Origin of the sequence: Pseudomonas pharyngis, assembly GCF_021602345.1 — a bacterium.
Classification (GTDB): domain Bacteria; phylum Pseudomonadota; class Gammaproteobacteria; order Pseudomonadales; family Pseudomonadaceae; genus Aquipseudomonas; species Aquipseudomonas pharyngis.
Genome location: NZ_BQID01000006.1, coordinates 330,136 through 345,281, shown reverse-complemented (window position 1 = coordinate 345,281; position 15,146 = coordinate 330,136). Strand labels below are relative to the sequence as shown.

The following is a 15,146-nucleotide window of genomic DNA, read 5'->3' as shown; positions in this document are numbered from 1 at the left end:
ACTTCACCTTGTAAAGTTTAGGTCTATTGCCTCTGAAGGGCAGCTTTGTCGCCACGAGCGTGGCGACAAATGCGTGATTACTTGCGAGCGGTAACCACGGTTGGAGCGTTCGCCAAAGCGCGTTTGGCTTCGATGAAGGTCTTGCTCCAGTAGCTGTCGCCCAGGCTGTCGATGCGAACACCGCCGCTGCGACGAGAGCTGGAATGGATGAACTGGTTGTCGCCCAGATAAATCCCGGCGTGGCTCACACGACCGCGACGACCATTGGTGGCGAAGAACAGCAGGTCGCCCGGCTCGAGGTTGCTGCGCGAAACCAGCGGCGCATCCACGTTGATCATTTCGCGAGTGGAGCGTGGCAGGTTCATGCCGGCCTCTTCGCGGAACAGATAGCCGATGAAACCACTGCAATCGAAACCGGCTTCAGAGGTACCACCGAAACGGTAACGGGTACCGATCAGGGACATGCCGCGTTCGAGGATGCTGTCGGCCAGAACCGGAAGCTGGTAAGGCTTCTTGCCGTTGAAGTCGGCGAGTTCTTTTTCGGTGTCCAGCTCTTCCTGGTAAATAACGGAGGACTGGGCGGTGGCAGAATTTTTAACCTGTTGTTGCTGCTCTTGATTAACAGGTGAATGAGCAGCGCAACCGAACAACAGGGTGACGAGTGCGAGAGGCACGAGGGGTGCGAAGCGCTTTAGCATGGGCACGACCGTGGCTGATAGTTGTAAAGAAGCCGAGACTATGCCCGCTATCAGCCTCATTTGCAAATTCAATCGATCTTTTTGTGACTTCTCGGTTTCTCGTTTACATCTAAGCGCTTAAGCCTATTTGAATCGAGACGCGGCCTGTGCGCCCCACAGGAAAGCGGGTTTTCTGGCGCCTGAAATATGCCGAAACCGGCTGAAAGCCCCGGTTTTACCAGCCCAGGGTTTCTTTCAGGAAGGGAATGGTCAGCTTGCGCTGAGCCTGCAAAGAGGCCTGATCGAGCTGCTCCAGCAGATCGAAAAGCGCGCTCATGCTGCGGGTACCGCGAGTCAAGATAAAATGCCCGACCTCGTCGGTCAGGTGCAGGCCGCGACGGGATGCACGCAATTGCAGGGCACGCAATTTGTCTTCATCGGAGAGAGGACGCATCTGGAAGATCAGCGCCAAGGTCAGGCGCGATTTCAGGTCAGCCAGTTTGATCGGCAATTCACGTGGCGAAGTGGACGCCGCGATCAGCAGACGCCGACCGCTGTCACGCAGACGGTTGAACAGATGAAACATCGCCTCTTCCCAGTCCGCCTTGCCGGCAATCACCTGCAAGTCATCCAGGCAGACCAGTTCGTACTGTTCGAGGTTGTCGAGAATTTCGATGCCGCGATCCATCAACTCGGCCAGCGGCAGGTACACCGCCGGTTCACCCATCTGTTCGAAGCGCAGGCACGCGGCCTGCAACAGATGCGTCCGCCCTACCCCGTGCCTGCCCCACAGATAGATCAGGCTTTCGGTCCAGCCGGCGTCGGCTTCGCATAGACGCTCGACATAGCCGAGTGCAGCGGCATTGGCGCCTGGGTAGTAGTTGATGAAGGTGGCGTCGTCACGCAGACGCACACCTAGGGGCAGCTGAATCGGTTTCATGCTGACTGAACAGTTCCCAAGGAACCGTTAGTGGCCTCTGTGTAAAGTGAGCGAAGTTTATACCCGTGAAGCGGAGCGCACAATGCGACAGACCCCAAGCAAAATCAAAGGTTTGCGTTAACATGCTGGTTTTATGACAGTTTCTTTGGCGCCACGGCCTGCATGAGACGGGCCAACCCGGCGATCCACCGGGCAGCCCGACCTTCACGATTACAACTCCGGCTCATCCACCCCGCTATAGATGTCGGAATCCTTGTACAGATCGTGGACGTGTCGCACCAGCACCATGATCACCGCCGCCACCGGCAATGCCAGCAGCACACCGGTGAAGCCGAACAGCTCGCCACCGGCCAGAATCGCGAAAATCACCGCCACCGGGTGCAGACCGATCCGATCCCCCACCAGCAAAGGCGTCAGCACCATGCCTTCCAGTGCCTGACCAACCATGAACACCGCCACGATCCCGATCATCGGATACAGATCGCCACCGAACTGGAACAACCCGGCAATCAGCGCCGCGCCGATGCCGATCACAAATCCCATGTACGGCACAATCGCCGCCAACCCCGCGATCAGACCGATCAACAGGCCCAGCTCCAGCCCGACAATCATCAGACCGGCCGCATAGATCACGCCCAACGCCAGCATCACCAGCAACTGCCCGCGCACGAACGCGCCCAGCACTTCATGGCACTCACCCGCCAGCGCCACCACACGCTCTTCGCGATCACGGGGCAACAGGCCACGGATCTTGGCCATCATCACGTCCCAGTCACGCAGCAGGTAAAAGCTCACCACCGGGATCAGCACCAGATTCGCCAGCCAGCCGATCAGTGCCAGGCTCGAGGCCGTCGCCTGACTCAGCACCACACCAACGATATCCGTGGTCTGGCCCATGTGTTCGCTGATCGCGGCTTTGACCTTGTCGAACTTCCAGAAGCCGTCCGACAGCCCCAGCTTCGATTGCGCCCATGGCACGGCAGTGTGCTGCAACCAGTCGAGCATTTGCGGCGCCAGTTCATACAGCCGTACTAATTGCTTGGCGAGCATCGGCACCAGCACCAGCAACAACGCGGTGACGATCAGGGTGAACAAGGCGAACACCGCGATCACACCCCAAGTGCGAGACAGCCCCAGGCGTTCCAGACGATCGACGAGCGGATCGAACAGATAGGCGAGCAGCAGCGCCACCAGAAACGGCGTAAGGATCGGATGCAGCAACCAGACAAACGCGCAAAGCAGGAGCACCCCACCGAGCCAGAACCAACGCCGCGTATCGGCCATGTAACACTCCATTGCTTATATATAAGAAAGAAAACCTACCAGCGGAACCGCAAAGACGGCGCCACCGGTGCAGGCGTCGGCGCAACGACTGGTGGCGCCCCGGCGACCGCAGGCTGAGGTGCAGCGACCGGAGCCGGCGCCTCGGCCGGCAATTCCTGCAACTTCGCCAGCGACAACTGCGCCCGCAACTGATCGGCACTGCCGTTGACCCGATACAGGATGCGATCGGCATCGACACTCTGCAGACGCACGCCAAACGGTTCGAGTAACCGCAGCAGCGCCGCGTAGTGCTCCAGATTCATGCCCTGGACTTCCAGGGTCTGCTGGCCGGACGCGCCCGGCTTGGCCACAAAGCGTGGCGCCAGCCGTTCAGTCACCGCCAGCATCACCGCATCGGCCACGGCGGCCTGATCCGCGCCCTGCACGTTGCCCGCCTCTTTTTTGTCGCCCAGCCACAATTGCCATTTGGCCTGCCATTGCCCACCGTCTTCGCGGGCATGCACGGCGAGCAAGGCGTCAGCGTTGTAGCGCTCGGAAGCGTTACGCAGCGGCGCCGAGTCGGCACCTTCAAGCGCAGGCGCGGTTGCGACCAATTGCTCGCTCAAGTCCGCCAAAGGCAGGCGCAATGGCAATCCACGGTGCTGGGCGGCGCGGCGCAACGGTGCGGCACTGGCCTGTCCGTCGCCCACCAGGCTCGAACCCTCGGTCGAATCGTTCAGCCACCAACTCAGGATCGAGGGCCGGTTGGCACCCCACAGCGCCAGCCCGGCGCGGCGCAACGCCTGCTCGGTGGTTCCCGGGTCGAAATCGACTTTCAGCACTTCCGGCGGCCCGGCATCGAAACCGAACTGACTGATGATCTGCTGCGGATCCTTGCGAATCGGCGCCAGCCCCGGGTTCTGCGGGGCCTTCGGGTCGCCGGTCAGGCGCAGCACCAGCGTATCCAGCGCAGCCTGGGTCGCGCGATCGCGCTCCTCTGGCGACTGGCCAGTGACCGGTTCGCGCACCTGATAAAGACCTTTGAGATTTTCCGCCTGGCTCGCCAGGCTGATCAGAGACAAACCACCCACTAACAGCAATTTACACAAACGCATGGAGAATTCCCGTCGACAAGAGCGGCTGGAACAGGCCGCGTGTACCGTTGTGGCAAGCCTGTGACCACAGGCCGTCGCAAAACATTCACACGCGGTCGGTAAGTTTTTGCACAGTCCTAACGATAGACGGTTCCTTATACAGGCACCCGTGATGTCGCCCACAGCGTCAATTGCAAAATTTTTCCACCGATATGCCCCTGCCCGTCGGCGTGAGGATGGCCGCTGCCCCTCAAGCCTGATAAAATCGCGCGCCTTCGCAGACCGGCAACAGCCGGGCACCCCGAACTTCGCGTGAGGCAATCGCCCCTGTCGGACTCGGCGCTCCCGCTGAACTCGGTCGTTACCCCTGAATCCCCTCCCCTAAAGGCCTGGATCATGAGCAAGCAACCCTCCCTGAGCTACAAGGACGCCGGTGTAGACATCGACGCCGGTGAAGCATTGGTCGAACGCATCAAGAGCGTCGCCAAGCGCACTGCGCGCCCGGAAGTCATGGGCGGCCTGGGCGGTTTCGGCGCCCTCTGCGAGATCCCGGCCGGTTACAAGCAGCCGGTACTGGTTTCCGGTACTGACGGCGTCGGCACCAAGCTGCGTCTGGCGCTGAACCTGAACAAGCACGACAGCATCGGCCAGGACCTGGTCGCCATGTGCGTCAACGATCTGGTGGTGTGCGGCGCCGAGCCGCTGTTCTTCCTCGACTACTACGCCACCGGCAAGCTGAACGTCGACGTAGCTGCCACCGTGGTTACCGGTATCGGTGCAGGCTGCGAACTGGCTGGATGCTCGCTGGTCGGCGGCGAAACCGCTGAAATGCCTGGCATGTACGAAGGCGAAGACTACGACTTGGCCGGTTTCTGCGTCGGCGTCGTGGAAAAAGCCGAAATCATCGACGGCTCGAAAGTCGCCACCGGTGACGCCCTGATCGCCCTGCCATCGTCCGGCCCGCACTCCAACGGCTACTCGCTGATCCGCAAGATCATCGAAGTGTCCGGTGCCGACATCGAAACCGTGCAGCTCGACGGCAAGCCGCTGACCGAACTGCTGATGGCCCCGACCCGCATCTACGTGAAGCCGCTGCTCAAGCTGATCAAGGACACCGGCGCGGTCAAGGCCATGGCCCACATCACCGGTGGCGGCCTGCTGGACAACATCCCGCGCGTTCTGCCAAAAGGCGCTCAAGCCGTGGTTGACGTGGCCAGCTGGAACCGCCCGGCCGTGTTCGACTGGCTGCAAGAGAAAGGCAACGTCGACGAAACCGAAATGCACCGCGTGCTGAACTGCGGCGTGGGCATGGTCATCTGCGTGGCTCAGGAGCACGTTGAAGTTGCCCTGAACACCCTGCGTGACGCCGGCGAGCAGCCTTGGGTCATCGGTCAGATCGCTGTCGCTGCCGAAGGCGCGGCTCAGGTCGAACTGAAGAACCTCAAGGCTCACTGATGTCCCAGACCTGTGATGTCGTGGTGCTGCTGTCCGGCACCGGCAGTAACTTGCAGGCCCTGATCGACAGCACGCGGACCGGCGACAGCCCGGTCCGCATCGCTGCGGTGATTTCCAACCGCGCCGACGCCTACGGCTTGCAACGCGCCAGTGACGCGGGTATCGCCACCCGCTCGCTGGATCACAAGGGATTCGAGGGCCGCGAGGCCTTCGATACCGCGCTGATCGAACTGATCGACGAATTCAACCCCAAACTCGTGGTACTGGCCGGCTTCATGCGCATTCTCAGCGCTGACTTCGTCCGTCACTACCAGGGTCGCCTGCTCAACATCCACCCGTCGCTGCTACCCAAATACAAAGGGTTACACACTCATCAGCGCGCGCTGGAGGCCGGCGACGCCGAACACGGCTGCTCCGTGCACTTCGTCACCGAGGAACTCGATGGCGGACCACTGGTCGTACAGGCAGTAATCCCGGTAGAGTTGCACGATTCGCCGCAAAGTCTGGCGCAGCGGGTTCATGCTCAGGAACACCTGATCTACCCGATGGCCGTACGCTGGTTCGCCGAAGGACGGCTGAGCCTCGGCGAGCAAGGTGCTTTACTGGATGGCCAGCCACTGCCGGCCAGCGGTCACTTGATTCGAAACTAGGAGATATTATGCGTCGCGCCCTGCTCTTCGCTTGCGCTCTGCTCGCCCTGCCCTTCGCGCAGGCGGCAGACCTTCAACCGTTCTCCGCCAGCTACACCGCCGACTGGAAACAGCTGCCCATGAGCGGCACCGCCGAGCGCAGCCTGACCAAACAGGCCAACGGCGTCTGGAAGCTCAGCTTCAAAGCCTCGATGATGATTGCCAGCCTGTCCGAGGAAAGCACCCTGACCCTGGACAAGGACACCCTGCTGCCACAGTCCTACCACTTCGAACGCGGTGGTCTGGGCAAGGCGAAAAAGGCTGACCTGGACTTCGACTGGGCCAACAAGCTGGTGACCGGCACCGACCGCGGCGACGCGGTGAAAATCCCGCTCAACCGTGGCATGGTCGACAAATCCACCTATCAACTGGCGCTGCAGCATGACGTGGCCGCCGGCAAGAAAAGCATGAGCTATCACGTAGTCGATGATGGCGAAGTCGATACCTACGACTTCCGCGTGCTGGGTTCGGAGAAGGTAGAAACCAAGGCCGGTCAGATCGATGCGATCAAGGTCGAGCGTGTCCGCGATCCGACACAAAGCAAGCGCATCACCGTCCTGTGGTTCGCCAAGGACTGGGATTACCTGCTGGTTCGCCTGCAACAGGTCGAAACCGACGGCAAGGAGTACAACATCATGCTCCTCGACGGTACGGTCAACGGCAAGACAGTCAAAGGCAGCTGATTCAACAAAAAGCCCCGCAAACGCGGGGCTTTTTTTCGCCTGTCGAACGCTGATCAGACCGAGAACCTGGCCACCATGCTGTTCAGGTCCACCGCCAGCCGCGACAGCTCCTGACTCGCAGCGCTGGTCTGGTTGGCACCCGCCGACGTCTGCATCGCCAGGTCACGGATGTTCATCAGATTGCGGTCAACCTCCCGCGCCACGGCCGCCTGCTCTTCCGACGCACTGGCGATCACCAGGTTGCGCTCGTTGATCAAGGTAAACGCCGAAGCGATTTCCTCCAGCGCAATGCCGGCGGCCTTCGCCAGCTCCAGGGTCGAGCGCGCCCGGACGTTGCTCTGCTGCATCGAGCTGACCGCCGAATCGGTGCCCTGCTGGATGCCGCCGATCATCTGCTCGATCTCCTGCGTCGACTGCTGAGTGCGATGGGCCAGCGCCCGCACTTCGTCCGCCACCACCGCAAAACCCCGTCCGGCATCTCCAGCCCGGGCAGCCTCGATCGCCGCGTTCAACGCCAGCAGATTGGTCTGCTCGGCAATCGAGCGGATCACGTCCAGCACTTTGCTGATGCTATAGACCTTCTGCGCCAGATCCTCCACCTGCGTGGCATTGGCGGTGACATCGTCCGCCAGCAGCTCGATGGACGACACGGTCTGCTGCACCTGCTCGCGGCCATGCTGGGCAATACGATCAGACTCACGGGACGCCTCGGAAGTCGCGACGGCATTGCTCGCCACCTCCTCCACCGCCGCCGTCATCTGGTTGACCGCCGTAGCCGCCTGTTCGATTTCCAGACTCTGCTGATGCAGCCCCCGCGTCGCGTCTTCGGTGACGCAGCTCAACTCTTCCGAGGCCGAGGCCAACTGACTGGAGGACTCCGAGATCCGGCGGATAGTGTCACGCAGGTTGTGCTGCATGCTCTTGAGCGCGTGCAGCAGCCGCGCCGGTTCGTCCTTGCCGGAAATGCTGATATCCCCGGTCAGATCGCCTCCTGCCACCACTTCCGCGACATTGAGCGATTGCGACAGCGGCAGCACGATGCTGCGGGTCAGCAATAACGCCAGCGCGATGGTAATCAGCGCAGTGATGCCGATCATCACCCCGACCCACACCCGCGAGTTGGTGAACACCAGCCGTGCGGCCTCTGTGGCGAGGTTGGCGTTGTGCTTGTTCAATTCGACCAACTCACGCAGGGTCACTGCAATTTCATCCGCCAGCGGGCTCATCTGTCCATTGAGAATGGCGGCCGCCTCTTCCACTCGTCCCTGAGCAGACAACGTCATCACCTGTGCCTGAAGCTCCAGGTACTTGTGTTCAGCGACCTTGAAGCGGTCGAACAGCGCGCGCTCTGCGGGCAACGCGATCAGGCTGTCGTAACGCTGCTGGGCTTCACTCAGCACACCGCGCAAATCATTGAGCTTGGCCACGTTCTGCTCCAGCGCCTGCGGATCGCGATTGAGCAACAGGCGCATGGTCAGCGCGCGCAGGCGCAGCATGTCCTGACTCATCTCGCCCACCGCCATCACGCTGGGCAGCCAGTTATTGTCGACCTCGTCGGATTGCGTACGCATGTTCGACATCTGCAGCAGGGCGAACGCCCCAAGGGCAAACACCATTAGCGCCAACACGCCGAAACCCAGGCCGGCCCTGGGCGCAATATTGAGACTACGGATACTCATTGCTCTGGTTCCTTCCAAAAGCGCTGCATCAACCCTGCAGCTGGTTGTTCTAGAAGGTATCGGCCCTTTTAAAAAATGCGTAAGACCAAAACGCGATATCAAAAGGCCTTGATCCTACGAACCCTCGGCATTAACGATTCAGCGCGGGTTTGCCGGACTTGAGCGCTGTTCGCGGCAATATCGCCAAGAAGTTGTCCCGTGCGACTTTTTTCGCCACGGCTTCCGGCAAGGCGTCGAGAAACGGCTTGAAGCCGTGGATTTCCTTGCCGAGTTTGTTGAATCGCCCGACCACGTCCGAACCGATCATGAACCGATCCGGATAGCGCTCTACCAGTTGCACCCATTCCGCTCGCGGCTGACCCTTTTCGTCCAGCAGATAAGGCGTCAGCAAGCTCCACGACAGATCGATGAACAGGTTCGGGTACGCCTCCAGCATTCGCGTCAGGGTCGGCAGCAGAAAATCCAGCTGCGTCTGATGACGGTGGATTTCGGCGCTGGTGCCGGCATGCGCCCAGATGAACCGGGTGTGCGGATGATTACGCAGCGGCTCTTCGATTTCCTTCAGGTACAGCGGATTCTTCTCACGCTTGGAGGTGATATTGGAATGCAGCATCACCGGCAGATCGTTTTCAGCGGCCAGGTGATAGATGCGGGTCATGGCTTCGTTGTTGGCGCGTGGCGTGTCGCCGGAGGTGAGTGCGGTGAGATCGTCGTGACGGGTGAATACCTCGCCGATGCCCTGCCACAAGCCGGGATACAGATCGAGCATGCGCTGGATGTGCGCGGCGGAGTTCTTGTCGTTGGGGTTGAAGCCTGAAAGAAACGGGTGAAAGTACTGGCGTTGCTCCGGCGTCAGCTTCTGCACCGCGTCGGCGACGATCACGTCAGTCGCGCTGTACCAATAGGCATCGGCGTCATCGCCGGCGTAGTAACGCGGGCGCTTCGGCTCGTCTTCGTGCCATTTCTTCGCCACGGGAATGCCGGAAATCATCACATGCTCGATGGCATTTTCCTTCATGGCCGTCAGCAATTTCGGCATGCCGGCGGTTTCCTGGAAAAAATCCACGTAATGCAGGTGCGCGTCACTGTAGGTGTATTCCCGGGCACTGGCGGCGCCAGTGAAAGCCATCAGGCAGGCAAGACTCAAACGAAACACGGACACAAGCATTCTCCGGCAGACAGGCATAGCCTAGACCCTCGCCGGGCAACGAGGGTTCACCCGGCAAGAAAGTGGAACGCGCCTGTGTGGGAAATGCTCTATACCTGCAAGGTCTTTTTGATCGAATCCCTTTTCCTACAGCTTGCGAGGTTCACATGACCGTTACCGTCAATACCGTGTCCGCCGAAGGTTTTCGCCACACCGTTCAGATCGATGAGCATGAGCTGTTTGCAGACGTCCCGACGACGGCTGGCGGCGAAGGCTCGGCTCCGGAGCCGCACGATTACTTCGACGCCGCCCTCGGTGCCTGCAAGGCCCTGACCCTGAAGCTGTACGCGAAGAAAAAGGACATCCCGCTGACCGGCGTCGGCGTTGAGGTCAAACGCGACAACAGCCAGGAACAGAAAGGCAAATACGCCCTGCACGTGACCCTCACCCTCAAGGGCGTGCTCACCGATGCCCAGCGCGAAGAACTGCTGCGCGTCGCCGATCGCTGCCCGATCCACAAGCTGATGACCACCAGCGAAGTCACCATCGAAACCCACGCGCCAGTCGGCTTCGACAGCCAGTAATCACCTCGATGACACCGGCGGGTTATGCTCCACGCATCACCCGCTCAGCCTGGAATGGACCATGGACACCCAACCCCTGATCATCCGCCCGCGCGCCGAAGACGTCGAAGGCCAGCCGATCCTGCGCCCGCTGCCGTCAGCCAAATGCCGCAGCGTCGGGCCTTTTGTGTTTTTCGACCACATGCTCGAAACGGTTTATCCGGCGGGCAAAGGCATGAACATCCGACAGCATCCGCACATCGGTCTGTCGACCCTCACGTATTTGTTCGAAGGACAGATCCAGCACAAGGACAGCCTGGGTTCGGATCAGGTGGTCAGCGCCGGCGATGTCAGCTGGATGACGGCTGGTACGGCGATCGCGCACGTCGAGCGCACGCCCGAACCGCTGTGGGAGCAAAGCTTCAAGATGCACGGCCTGCAAATCTGGCTCGCCTCGCCCAAGGATCACGAACAAGGCCCGGGGCATTACAGCCACCACCCGGCCGCGACCTTGCCGGTCAGCGACAACCTCGGCGTGCAGATCCGCATGATCGCCGGGTCAGGCTTTTGCCTGGAATCACCGGTGCCGGTGCTTTCTCCTACGCTGTATGCCGAACTGAAGATGCAAACCGCGACCACGTTGCTGATCCCGACCGAACATGAAGAGCGGGCGCTGTATGTGTTGAGTGGTGATGTGCAGCTGAATGGCGAAGCGGTCGAACCCCATGCGCTGGTGGTGTTGCCAGCCGGGGAAGAGATGAGCCTCTTCGCCGAGAGCGACAGCCACGCGGTGTTGTTCGGTGGTGCGCCACTGGATGGGCCACGGCGAATCAACTGGAATTTTGTCGCGAGCGATCCGGCGGCGATCGATGAGGCGCGACGCAAGTGGGCGGCCGGGGACTGGCCGACGGTGCCGGGGGAAGTCGAGCGAATTGAACTGCCGCGTTAAACCGCCGGCCCTCACCCCAGCCCTCTCCCAGGGGGGAGAGGGAGCCGACCGAGGTGTCTTGCGTTATACATCGACCTGAAACACCGAGTCGATTATGGATTCAACAATGCAAGTTCAGGTCGGCGTAGCTCTGAAATATGCCCCAATCGATCCCCTCTCCCTTCGGGAGAGGGTTAGGCGGGCGGCGTTCCGATGAGGGGCTTTTGCTCTTCAGGCTTCAGCCCTTGAACACTTCTTCCAGCAAGTCATGCATCGACTTGAACGCCCGCGCTGCGGTCTTCGCGTCGTACATCATCTTGCCCGGCACATTGGCGTGCGGATCGGTGAACGAGTGCACGGCGCCACCGTAGCTCAGCAACTGCCAGTCCACGCCAGCAGCGTTCATCTCGTCCTCGAATGCCGGCAACTGCTCTTTCGGCACCAGCGGGTCCGAAGCACCGTGCAGCACCAGCACCGAGCCCTTGATGTTCTTCGCGTCCGCCGGGTTCGGCGAATCCAGTGTGCCGTGGAACGACACCGCCGCTTTCACCGGGGCACCGGTGCGGGCCAGATCTAGCGCGCAGCAACCGCCGAAGCAGAAGCCGAACACCGCCAGTTTCGAGGTATCGACCACCGCCTCGCCCTGCTTCTGCAATTGCTCGAATGCGGCCTGCATACGCTTGCGCAGCAGCGCACGATCATTCTTCAGCGGCATCATCGCCGCACCAGCCTGATTAGCGTTCTGCGGACGCACGGCCTGGCCATACACGTCAGCGATCAGCACCACATAACCCTTGGCCGCCACCGACTTGGCGATTTCTTCAGCGCCAGCGCTGACACCCATCCAGTTCGGCGCCATCAGCAGACCCGGACGCGCGCCTTTGTGCTCGGCGTCGAAGGCCAGGCGACCTTCATAAGGCTGGCCGTCAATCTGATAGACCACGGAACGTACAGTGACTTGGCTCATTTCTGACTCCAGATTGGTTGAATTCCAGAATGAAAAAACCCGCCGAAGCGGGTTTTTCTACAGCTTGATCAGGCCGACAGCTCGACCAGCAGCTTGTTCAGACGGGTCACGTAAGCGGCCGGGTCTTTCAAGCTGTCGCCCGCCGCCAGGGCGGCCTGGTCGAAGAGGATGTGCGACAGGTCGCTGAAGCGATCTTCGCTGGCCTCGTTGTCGAGCTTCTCGATCAGCGGGTGGCTCGGGTTGAATTCGAAGATCGGCTTCGAATCCGGCACCTTCTGCCCACTGGCCTCGAGGATCTGACGCATTTGCAGACCCAGGTCCTGCTCGCCGATGGCCAGAATAGCCGGCGAATCGGTCAGGCGATGGGAAACCCGGACTTCGGCAACGGAATCGCCCAGTGCGGTTTTCAGGCGCTCGACCAGACCTTCTTTCGACTTGGCGACTTCTTCTGCGGCCTTCTTGTCCTCTTCCGAGTCCAGATTGCCCAGATCCAGGTCACCGCGCGCGACGTCGACAAACGTCTTGCCGTCGAAATCGCTGAGGTAACTCATCAGCCACTCGTCGATACGGTCGGTCAGCAGCAGCACTTCGATGCCTTTCTTGCGGAAGACTTCCAGGTGCGGGCTGTTCTTGACCTGCGCGTAGGTTTCGCCGGTGAGGTAGTAGATCTTGTCCTGACCTTCCTTGGCGCGCGCCAGGTACTCGGCCAGACCGACGATCTGCTCGCCGTCGGTGCCGTTGGTCGATGCGAAGCGCAGCAGACCGGCAATTTTTTCCTTGTTGGCGAAATCTTCTGCCGGGCCTTCTTTCATGACCTGACCGAAGTTCTTCCAGAAGCCCTTGTATTGCTCAGGCTCGTTCTTCGCCAGTTTTTCCAGCATGTCCAGCACGCGCTTGGTCAGCGCCGACTTCATCGAGTCGATGATCGGGTCTTTCTGCAGGATTTCCCGCGACACGTTCAGCGACAGGTCGTTGGAGTCGACCACGCCCTTGATGAAGCGCAGGTACAGCGGCAGGAACGACTCGGCCTGATCCATCACGAACACGCGCTGTACGTACAGCTTCAGGCCTTTCGGCGCTTCACGCTGGTACAGATCGAACGGTGCGCGGGCCGGCACGTACAGCAGCGAGCTGTACTCGAGCTTGCCTTCGACCTTGTTATGGCTCCACGACAGCGGGTTTTCGAAGTCGTGAGCGATGTGTTTGTAGAACTCCTGGTATTCCTCGTCCTTCACTTCGGTGCGAGGACGGGTCCACAGGGCGCTGGCGCGGTTGACGGTTTCCCATTCAACTTCAGGCTTCTCTTCGCCTTCGGCAGCGGCCACTTCTTTCGGCAACTCGATCGGCAGCGCGATGTGGTCGGAGTACTTCTTGATGATGTTGCGCAGACGCCAGCCATCGGCAAACTCGTCTTCACCGGATTTCAGGTGCAGGACGATGCGAGTGCCGCGCTCCGGCTTGTCGATGGTGGCGACTTCGAATTCGCCCTCGCCTTTCGACGACCAGTGCACGCCTTCGCTGGCAGCAGTGCCGGCGCGACGGCTGTACACGTCAACTTTGTCAGCAACGATGAAGGCCGAGTAGAAACCCACACCGAACTGACCGATCAGGTGCGAATCCTTCTTCTGATCGCCGGACAGGTTCTTCATGAAATCGGCAGTGCCGGATTTGGCGATGGTACCCAGGTGGGTGATCACATCGTCACGGTTCATGCCGATGCCGTTGTCTTCGAGGGTGACGGTCTTGGCGTCCTTGTCGAAGCTCACACGGATTTTCAGTTCAGCGCCATCTTCGAGCAGCTCAGGCTTGGCCAGGGCTTCGAAGCGCAATTTGTCGACAGCGTCAGAGGCGTTCGAGATCAATTCGCGAAGGAAGATTTCCTTGTTGGAATACAGCGAATGGATCATGAGGTGCAGCAGTTGCTTCACCTCGGTCTGGAAGCCCAGGGTTTCCTTTTGAGTTTCCACACTCATGGTCATCAAACTCCAATCAGATGGCATTGGCCGCGACCTTACCGGTCGGCGGCGGGTTGTTCTGTGAGTTGGGGGCGTGCTTCAGGATTTCAAGGGCTCATCGATTTTGAAATGCGCGCGGGCAGTGGCGATCGGTTGGCTCTCGGTACTTTGCCAGGCCGTGACCGCGACGTTGGCCACCCGCCGGCCCTGACGGCAGACCTGACACCGGGCCCAGGTGTCGCGAAACTGCCCGGCCCGCAGGTAATCGAGGGAGAAATCGATAATTTTCGGTACACCGGGCGCGCCGGTGAAAATCAGCAGGTGCAGGGCCGCGGACAGCTCCATGAACCCGGCAATCACTCCGCCGTGGATCGCTGGCAATAAAGGGTTACCAATGTTGTCCTTGTTTGCTGGCAGCCTGAACAGCAAGTCATCACCGACTCGCGAGCACTCGACGCCGATGAGTCCGGCGTAGGGAATCAGCTTCAGCAACGGCGCGTAGTCACCCTTCTCGTGGGCCTCTTGCAGTTGCTGCTTGAAATCGTCGCTCATGGGGTTTCTCCCTTGATCGCGCCACCAAAGCCTTTGGTGCCTTTAAGGCCCTTGCCCATGCGCATGAAGGTTCCGACGACATGGGCAATCGGCTGCTCGGGATCATCTTGATAGGCAAAGCCGCGGGCGAAGATCACATCGGTGGTGACTCGATAACATTGGGCGAAGCCATAGACGTCTTTATACGGCTCGGCGGCGTGCATGTAATCGATGCGCAAATCGAGGGTCGGGCAGACTTCGAATTCCGGCAGGACGCACAGGGTCGACATGCCGCACGCGGTATCCATCAGCGACGTGATCGCCCCGCCGTGGATCACGCCGGTCAGCGGATTGCCAACGATCTGCGCACTGTACGGCAGCATCACCGTCAGGCCTTCGCTACTTGCGCTGTGCACCTTCAATCCCAGCACCTGACAGTGGCGCAAGGCCGAGAGAAACCGTGTCGCGCGCTCAAAAACGGGGTTTTCGGCCATTTGATAATTACTCTTGTTAGTCGCTATTCCCAGTAGTGGAAAGAACAGCAAAAGTTCCATTGCAAAACAAACTTATATATC

15 protein-coding genes are annotated in these 15,146 nt (G+C 60.3%); 5 read left to right on the top strand and 10 right to left on the bottom strand.

Going from position 1 to position 15,146, the window contains the following annotated elements; genetic code table 11:
* Positions 1–77 precede the first annotated feature (77 nt).
* The 4 genes from L6D74_RS15385 to L6D74_RS15370 form a co-directional block, all read right to left on the bottom strand.
* On the bottom strand, positions 78–698 hold the full coding sequence (locus tag L6D74_RS15385; RefSeq protein WP_039769810.1) for a C40 family peptidase: 621 nt from the start codon (positions 696–698) through the stop codon (positions 78–80).
* A 214-nt stretch (positions 699–912) separates the two neighbouring features.
* Positions 913–1,617 (bottom strand): DnaA regulatory inactivator Hda, encoded by a 705-nt coding sequence (gene hda / locus L6D74_RS15380; protein WP_236189696.1) that lies wholly within the window; start codon positions 1,615–1,617, stop codon positions 913–915.
* 210 nt (positions 1,618–1,827) lie between these two features.
* Positions 1,828–2,901 (bottom strand): AI-2E family transporter, encoded by a 1,074-nt coding sequence (locus L6D74_RS15375; protein WP_039769808.1) that lies wholly within the window; start codon positions 2,899–2,901, stop codon positions 1,828–1,830.
* Between the two features lie 35 nt (positions 2,902–2,936).
* On the bottom strand, positions 2,937–3,995 hold the full coding sequence (locus L6D74_RS15370) for a DUF2066 domain-containing protein (protein ID WP_236189695.1): 1,059 nt from the start codon (positions 3,993–3,995) through the stop codon (positions 2,937–2,939).
* 375 nt (positions 3,996–4,370) lie between these two features.
* On the opposite strand from L6D74_RS15370, the gene purM reads away from it, so the two are divergent.
* From purM to L6D74_RS15355, 3 genes are read left to right on the top strand one after another with little or no spacing between them, the layout of a single operon-like run.
* Positions 4,371–5,429 carry a phosphoribosylformylglycinamidine cyclo-ligase gene (gene purM / locus L6D74_RS15365; RefSeq protein ID WP_007950393.1) on the top strand — a complete coding sequence of 353 codons (1,059 nt, stop codon included), beginning with the start codon at positions 4,371–4,373 and terminating at the stop codon, positions 5,427–5,429.
* On the top strand, positions 5,429–6,079 hold the full coding sequence (gene purN, locus L6D74_RS15360) for a phosphoribosylglycinamide formyltransferase (protein WP_064378664.1): 651 nt from the start codon (positions 5,429–5,431) through the stop codon (positions 6,077–6,079). Before purM ends, purN begins: the two co-directional genes overlap by 1 nt.
* A gap of 8 nt (positions 6,080–6,087) precedes the next feature.
* Entirely contained in the window at positions 6,088–6,801 is a 714-nt protein-coding gene (locus tag L6D74_RS15355; protein WP_236189694.1) for a DUF3108 domain-containing protein, read from the top strand.
* Between the two features lie 53 nt (positions 6,802–6,854).
* Here L6D74_RS15355 and L6D74_RS15350 read toward each other — a convergent pair whose 3' ends face one another.
* Positions 6,855–8,480 (bottom strand): methyl-accepting chemotaxis protein, encoded by a 1,626-nt coding sequence (locus L6D74_RS15350; RefSeq protein ID WP_236189693.1) that lies wholly within the window; start codon positions 8,478–8,480, stop codon positions 6,855–6,857.
* 130 nt (positions 8,481–8,610) lie between these two features.
* Positions 8,611–9,648, bottom strand: coding sequence for an amidohydrolase family protein (locus tag L6D74_RS15345; protein ID WP_373874473.1), 1,038 nt, complete (start codon positions 9,646–9,648; stop codon positions 8,611–8,613).
* Between the two features lie 146 nt (positions 9,649–9,794).
* Here L6D74_RS15345 and L6D74_RS15340 point away from each other — a divergent pair, with 146 nt between their 5' ends.
* A complete protein-coding gene (locus L6D74_RS15340; protein WP_007959010.1) occupies positions 9,795–10,211 on the top strand; it encodes an OsmC family protein in 417 nt (138 codons plus the stop codon).
* A gap of 61 nt (positions 10,212–10,272) precedes the next feature.
* A complete protein-coding gene (locus L6D74_RS15335; protein ID WP_236189690.1) occupies positions 10,273–11,139 on the top strand; it encodes a pirin family protein in 867 nt (288 codons plus the stop codon).
* A 217-nt stretch (positions 11,140–11,356) separates the two neighbouring features.
* Here the strand turns inward: L6D74_RS15335 and L6D74_RS15330 are convergent, their stop codons facing one another.
* The 4 genes from L6D74_RS15330 to L6D74_RS15315 all read right to left on the bottom strand — a co-directional run bounded on the left by L6D74_RS15330 (position 11,357) and on the right by L6D74_RS15315 (position 15,065).
* A complete protein-coding gene (locus L6D74_RS15330; protein WP_236189689.1) occupies positions 11,357–12,085 on the bottom strand; it encodes a dienelactone hydrolase family protein in 729 nt (242 codons plus the stop codon).
* 68 nt (positions 12,086–12,153) lie between these two features.
* The gene (gene htpG / locus L6D74_RS15325) at positions 12,154–14,058 is read right to left on the bottom strand and encodes a molecular chaperone HtpG (protein ID WP_236189688.1); all 1,905 of its coding nucleotides are present in this window, start codon (positions 14,056–14,058) and stop codon (positions 12,154–12,156) included.
* Positions 14,059–14,139: 81 nt separating this feature from the next.
* The gene (locus L6D74_RS15320; protein ID WP_236189687.1) at positions 14,140–14,592 is read right to left on the bottom strand and encodes a PaaI family thioesterase; all 453 of its coding nucleotides are present in this window, start codon (positions 14,590–14,592) and stop codon (positions 14,140–14,142) included.
* On the bottom strand, positions 14,589–15,065 hold the full coding sequence (locus tag L6D74_RS15315) for a PaaI family thioesterase (RefSeq protein WP_236189686.1): 477 nt from the start codon (positions 15,063–15,065) through the stop codon (positions 14,589–14,591). The genes L6D74_RS15320 and L6D74_RS15315 overlap by 4 nt, the downstream gene beginning before the upstream one ends.
* Positions 15,066–15,146 lie beyond the last annotated feature (81 nt).

Coding starts and splice junctions, on each gene's coding strand:
- L6D74_RS15385 (WP_039769810.1), bottom strand. CDS start 698: ATGCTAAAGCGCTTCGCACCCCTCGTGCCTCTCGCACTCGTCACCCTG.
- hda (WP_236189696.1), bottom strand. CDS start 1,617: ATGAAACCGATTCAGCTGCCCCTAGGTGTGCGTCTGCGTGACGACGCC.
- L6D74_RS15375 (WP_039769808.1), bottom strand. CDS start 2,901: ATGGCCGATACGCGGCGTTGGTTCTGGCTCGGTGGGGTGCTCCTGCTT.
- L6D74_RS15370 (WP_236189695.1), bottom strand. CDS start 3,995: ATGCGTTTGTGTAAATTGCTGTTAGTGGGTGGTTTGTCTCTGATCAGC.
- purM (WP_007950393.1), top strand. CDS start 4,371: ATGAGCAAGCAACCCTCCCTGAGCTACAAGGACGCCGGTGTAGACATC.
- purN (WP_064378664.1), top strand. CDS start 5,429: ATGTCCCAGACCTGTGATGTCGTGGTGCTGCTGTCCGGCACCGGCAGT.
- L6D74_RS15355 (WP_236189694.1), top strand. CDS start 6,088: ATGCGTCGCGCCCTGCTCTTCGCTTGCGCTCTGCTCGCCCTGCCCTTC.
- L6D74_RS15350 (WP_236189693.1), bottom strand. CDS start 8,480: ATGAGTATCCGTAGTCTCAATATTGCGCCCAGGGCCGGCCTGGGTTTC.
- L6D74_RS15345 (WP_373874473.1), bottom strand. CDS start 9,648: ATGCTTGTGTCCGTGTTTCGTTTGAGTCTTGCCTGCCTGATGGCTTTC.
- L6D74_RS15340 (WP_007959010.1), top strand. CDS start 9,795: ATGACCGTTACCGTCAATACCGTGTCCGCCGAAGGTTTTCGCCACACC.
- L6D74_RS15335 (WP_236189690.1), top strand. CDS start 10,273: ATGGACACCCAACCCCTGATCATCCGCCCGCGCGCCGAAGACGTCGAA.
- L6D74_RS15330 (WP_236189689.1), bottom strand. CDS start 12,085: ATGAGCCAAGTCACTGTACGTTCCGTGGTCTATCAGATTGACGGCCAG.
- htpG (WP_236189688.1), bottom strand. CDS start 14,058: ATGAGTGTGGAAACTCAAAAGGAAACCCTGGGCTTCCAGACCGAGGTG.
- L6D74_RS15320 (WP_236189687.1), bottom strand. CDS start 14,592: ATGAGCGACGATTTCAAGCAGCAACTGCAAGAGGCCCACGAGAAGGGT.
- L6D74_RS15315 (WP_236189686.1), bottom strand. CDS start 15,065: ATGGCCGAAAACCCCGTTTTTGAGCGCGCGACACGGTTTCTCTCGGCC.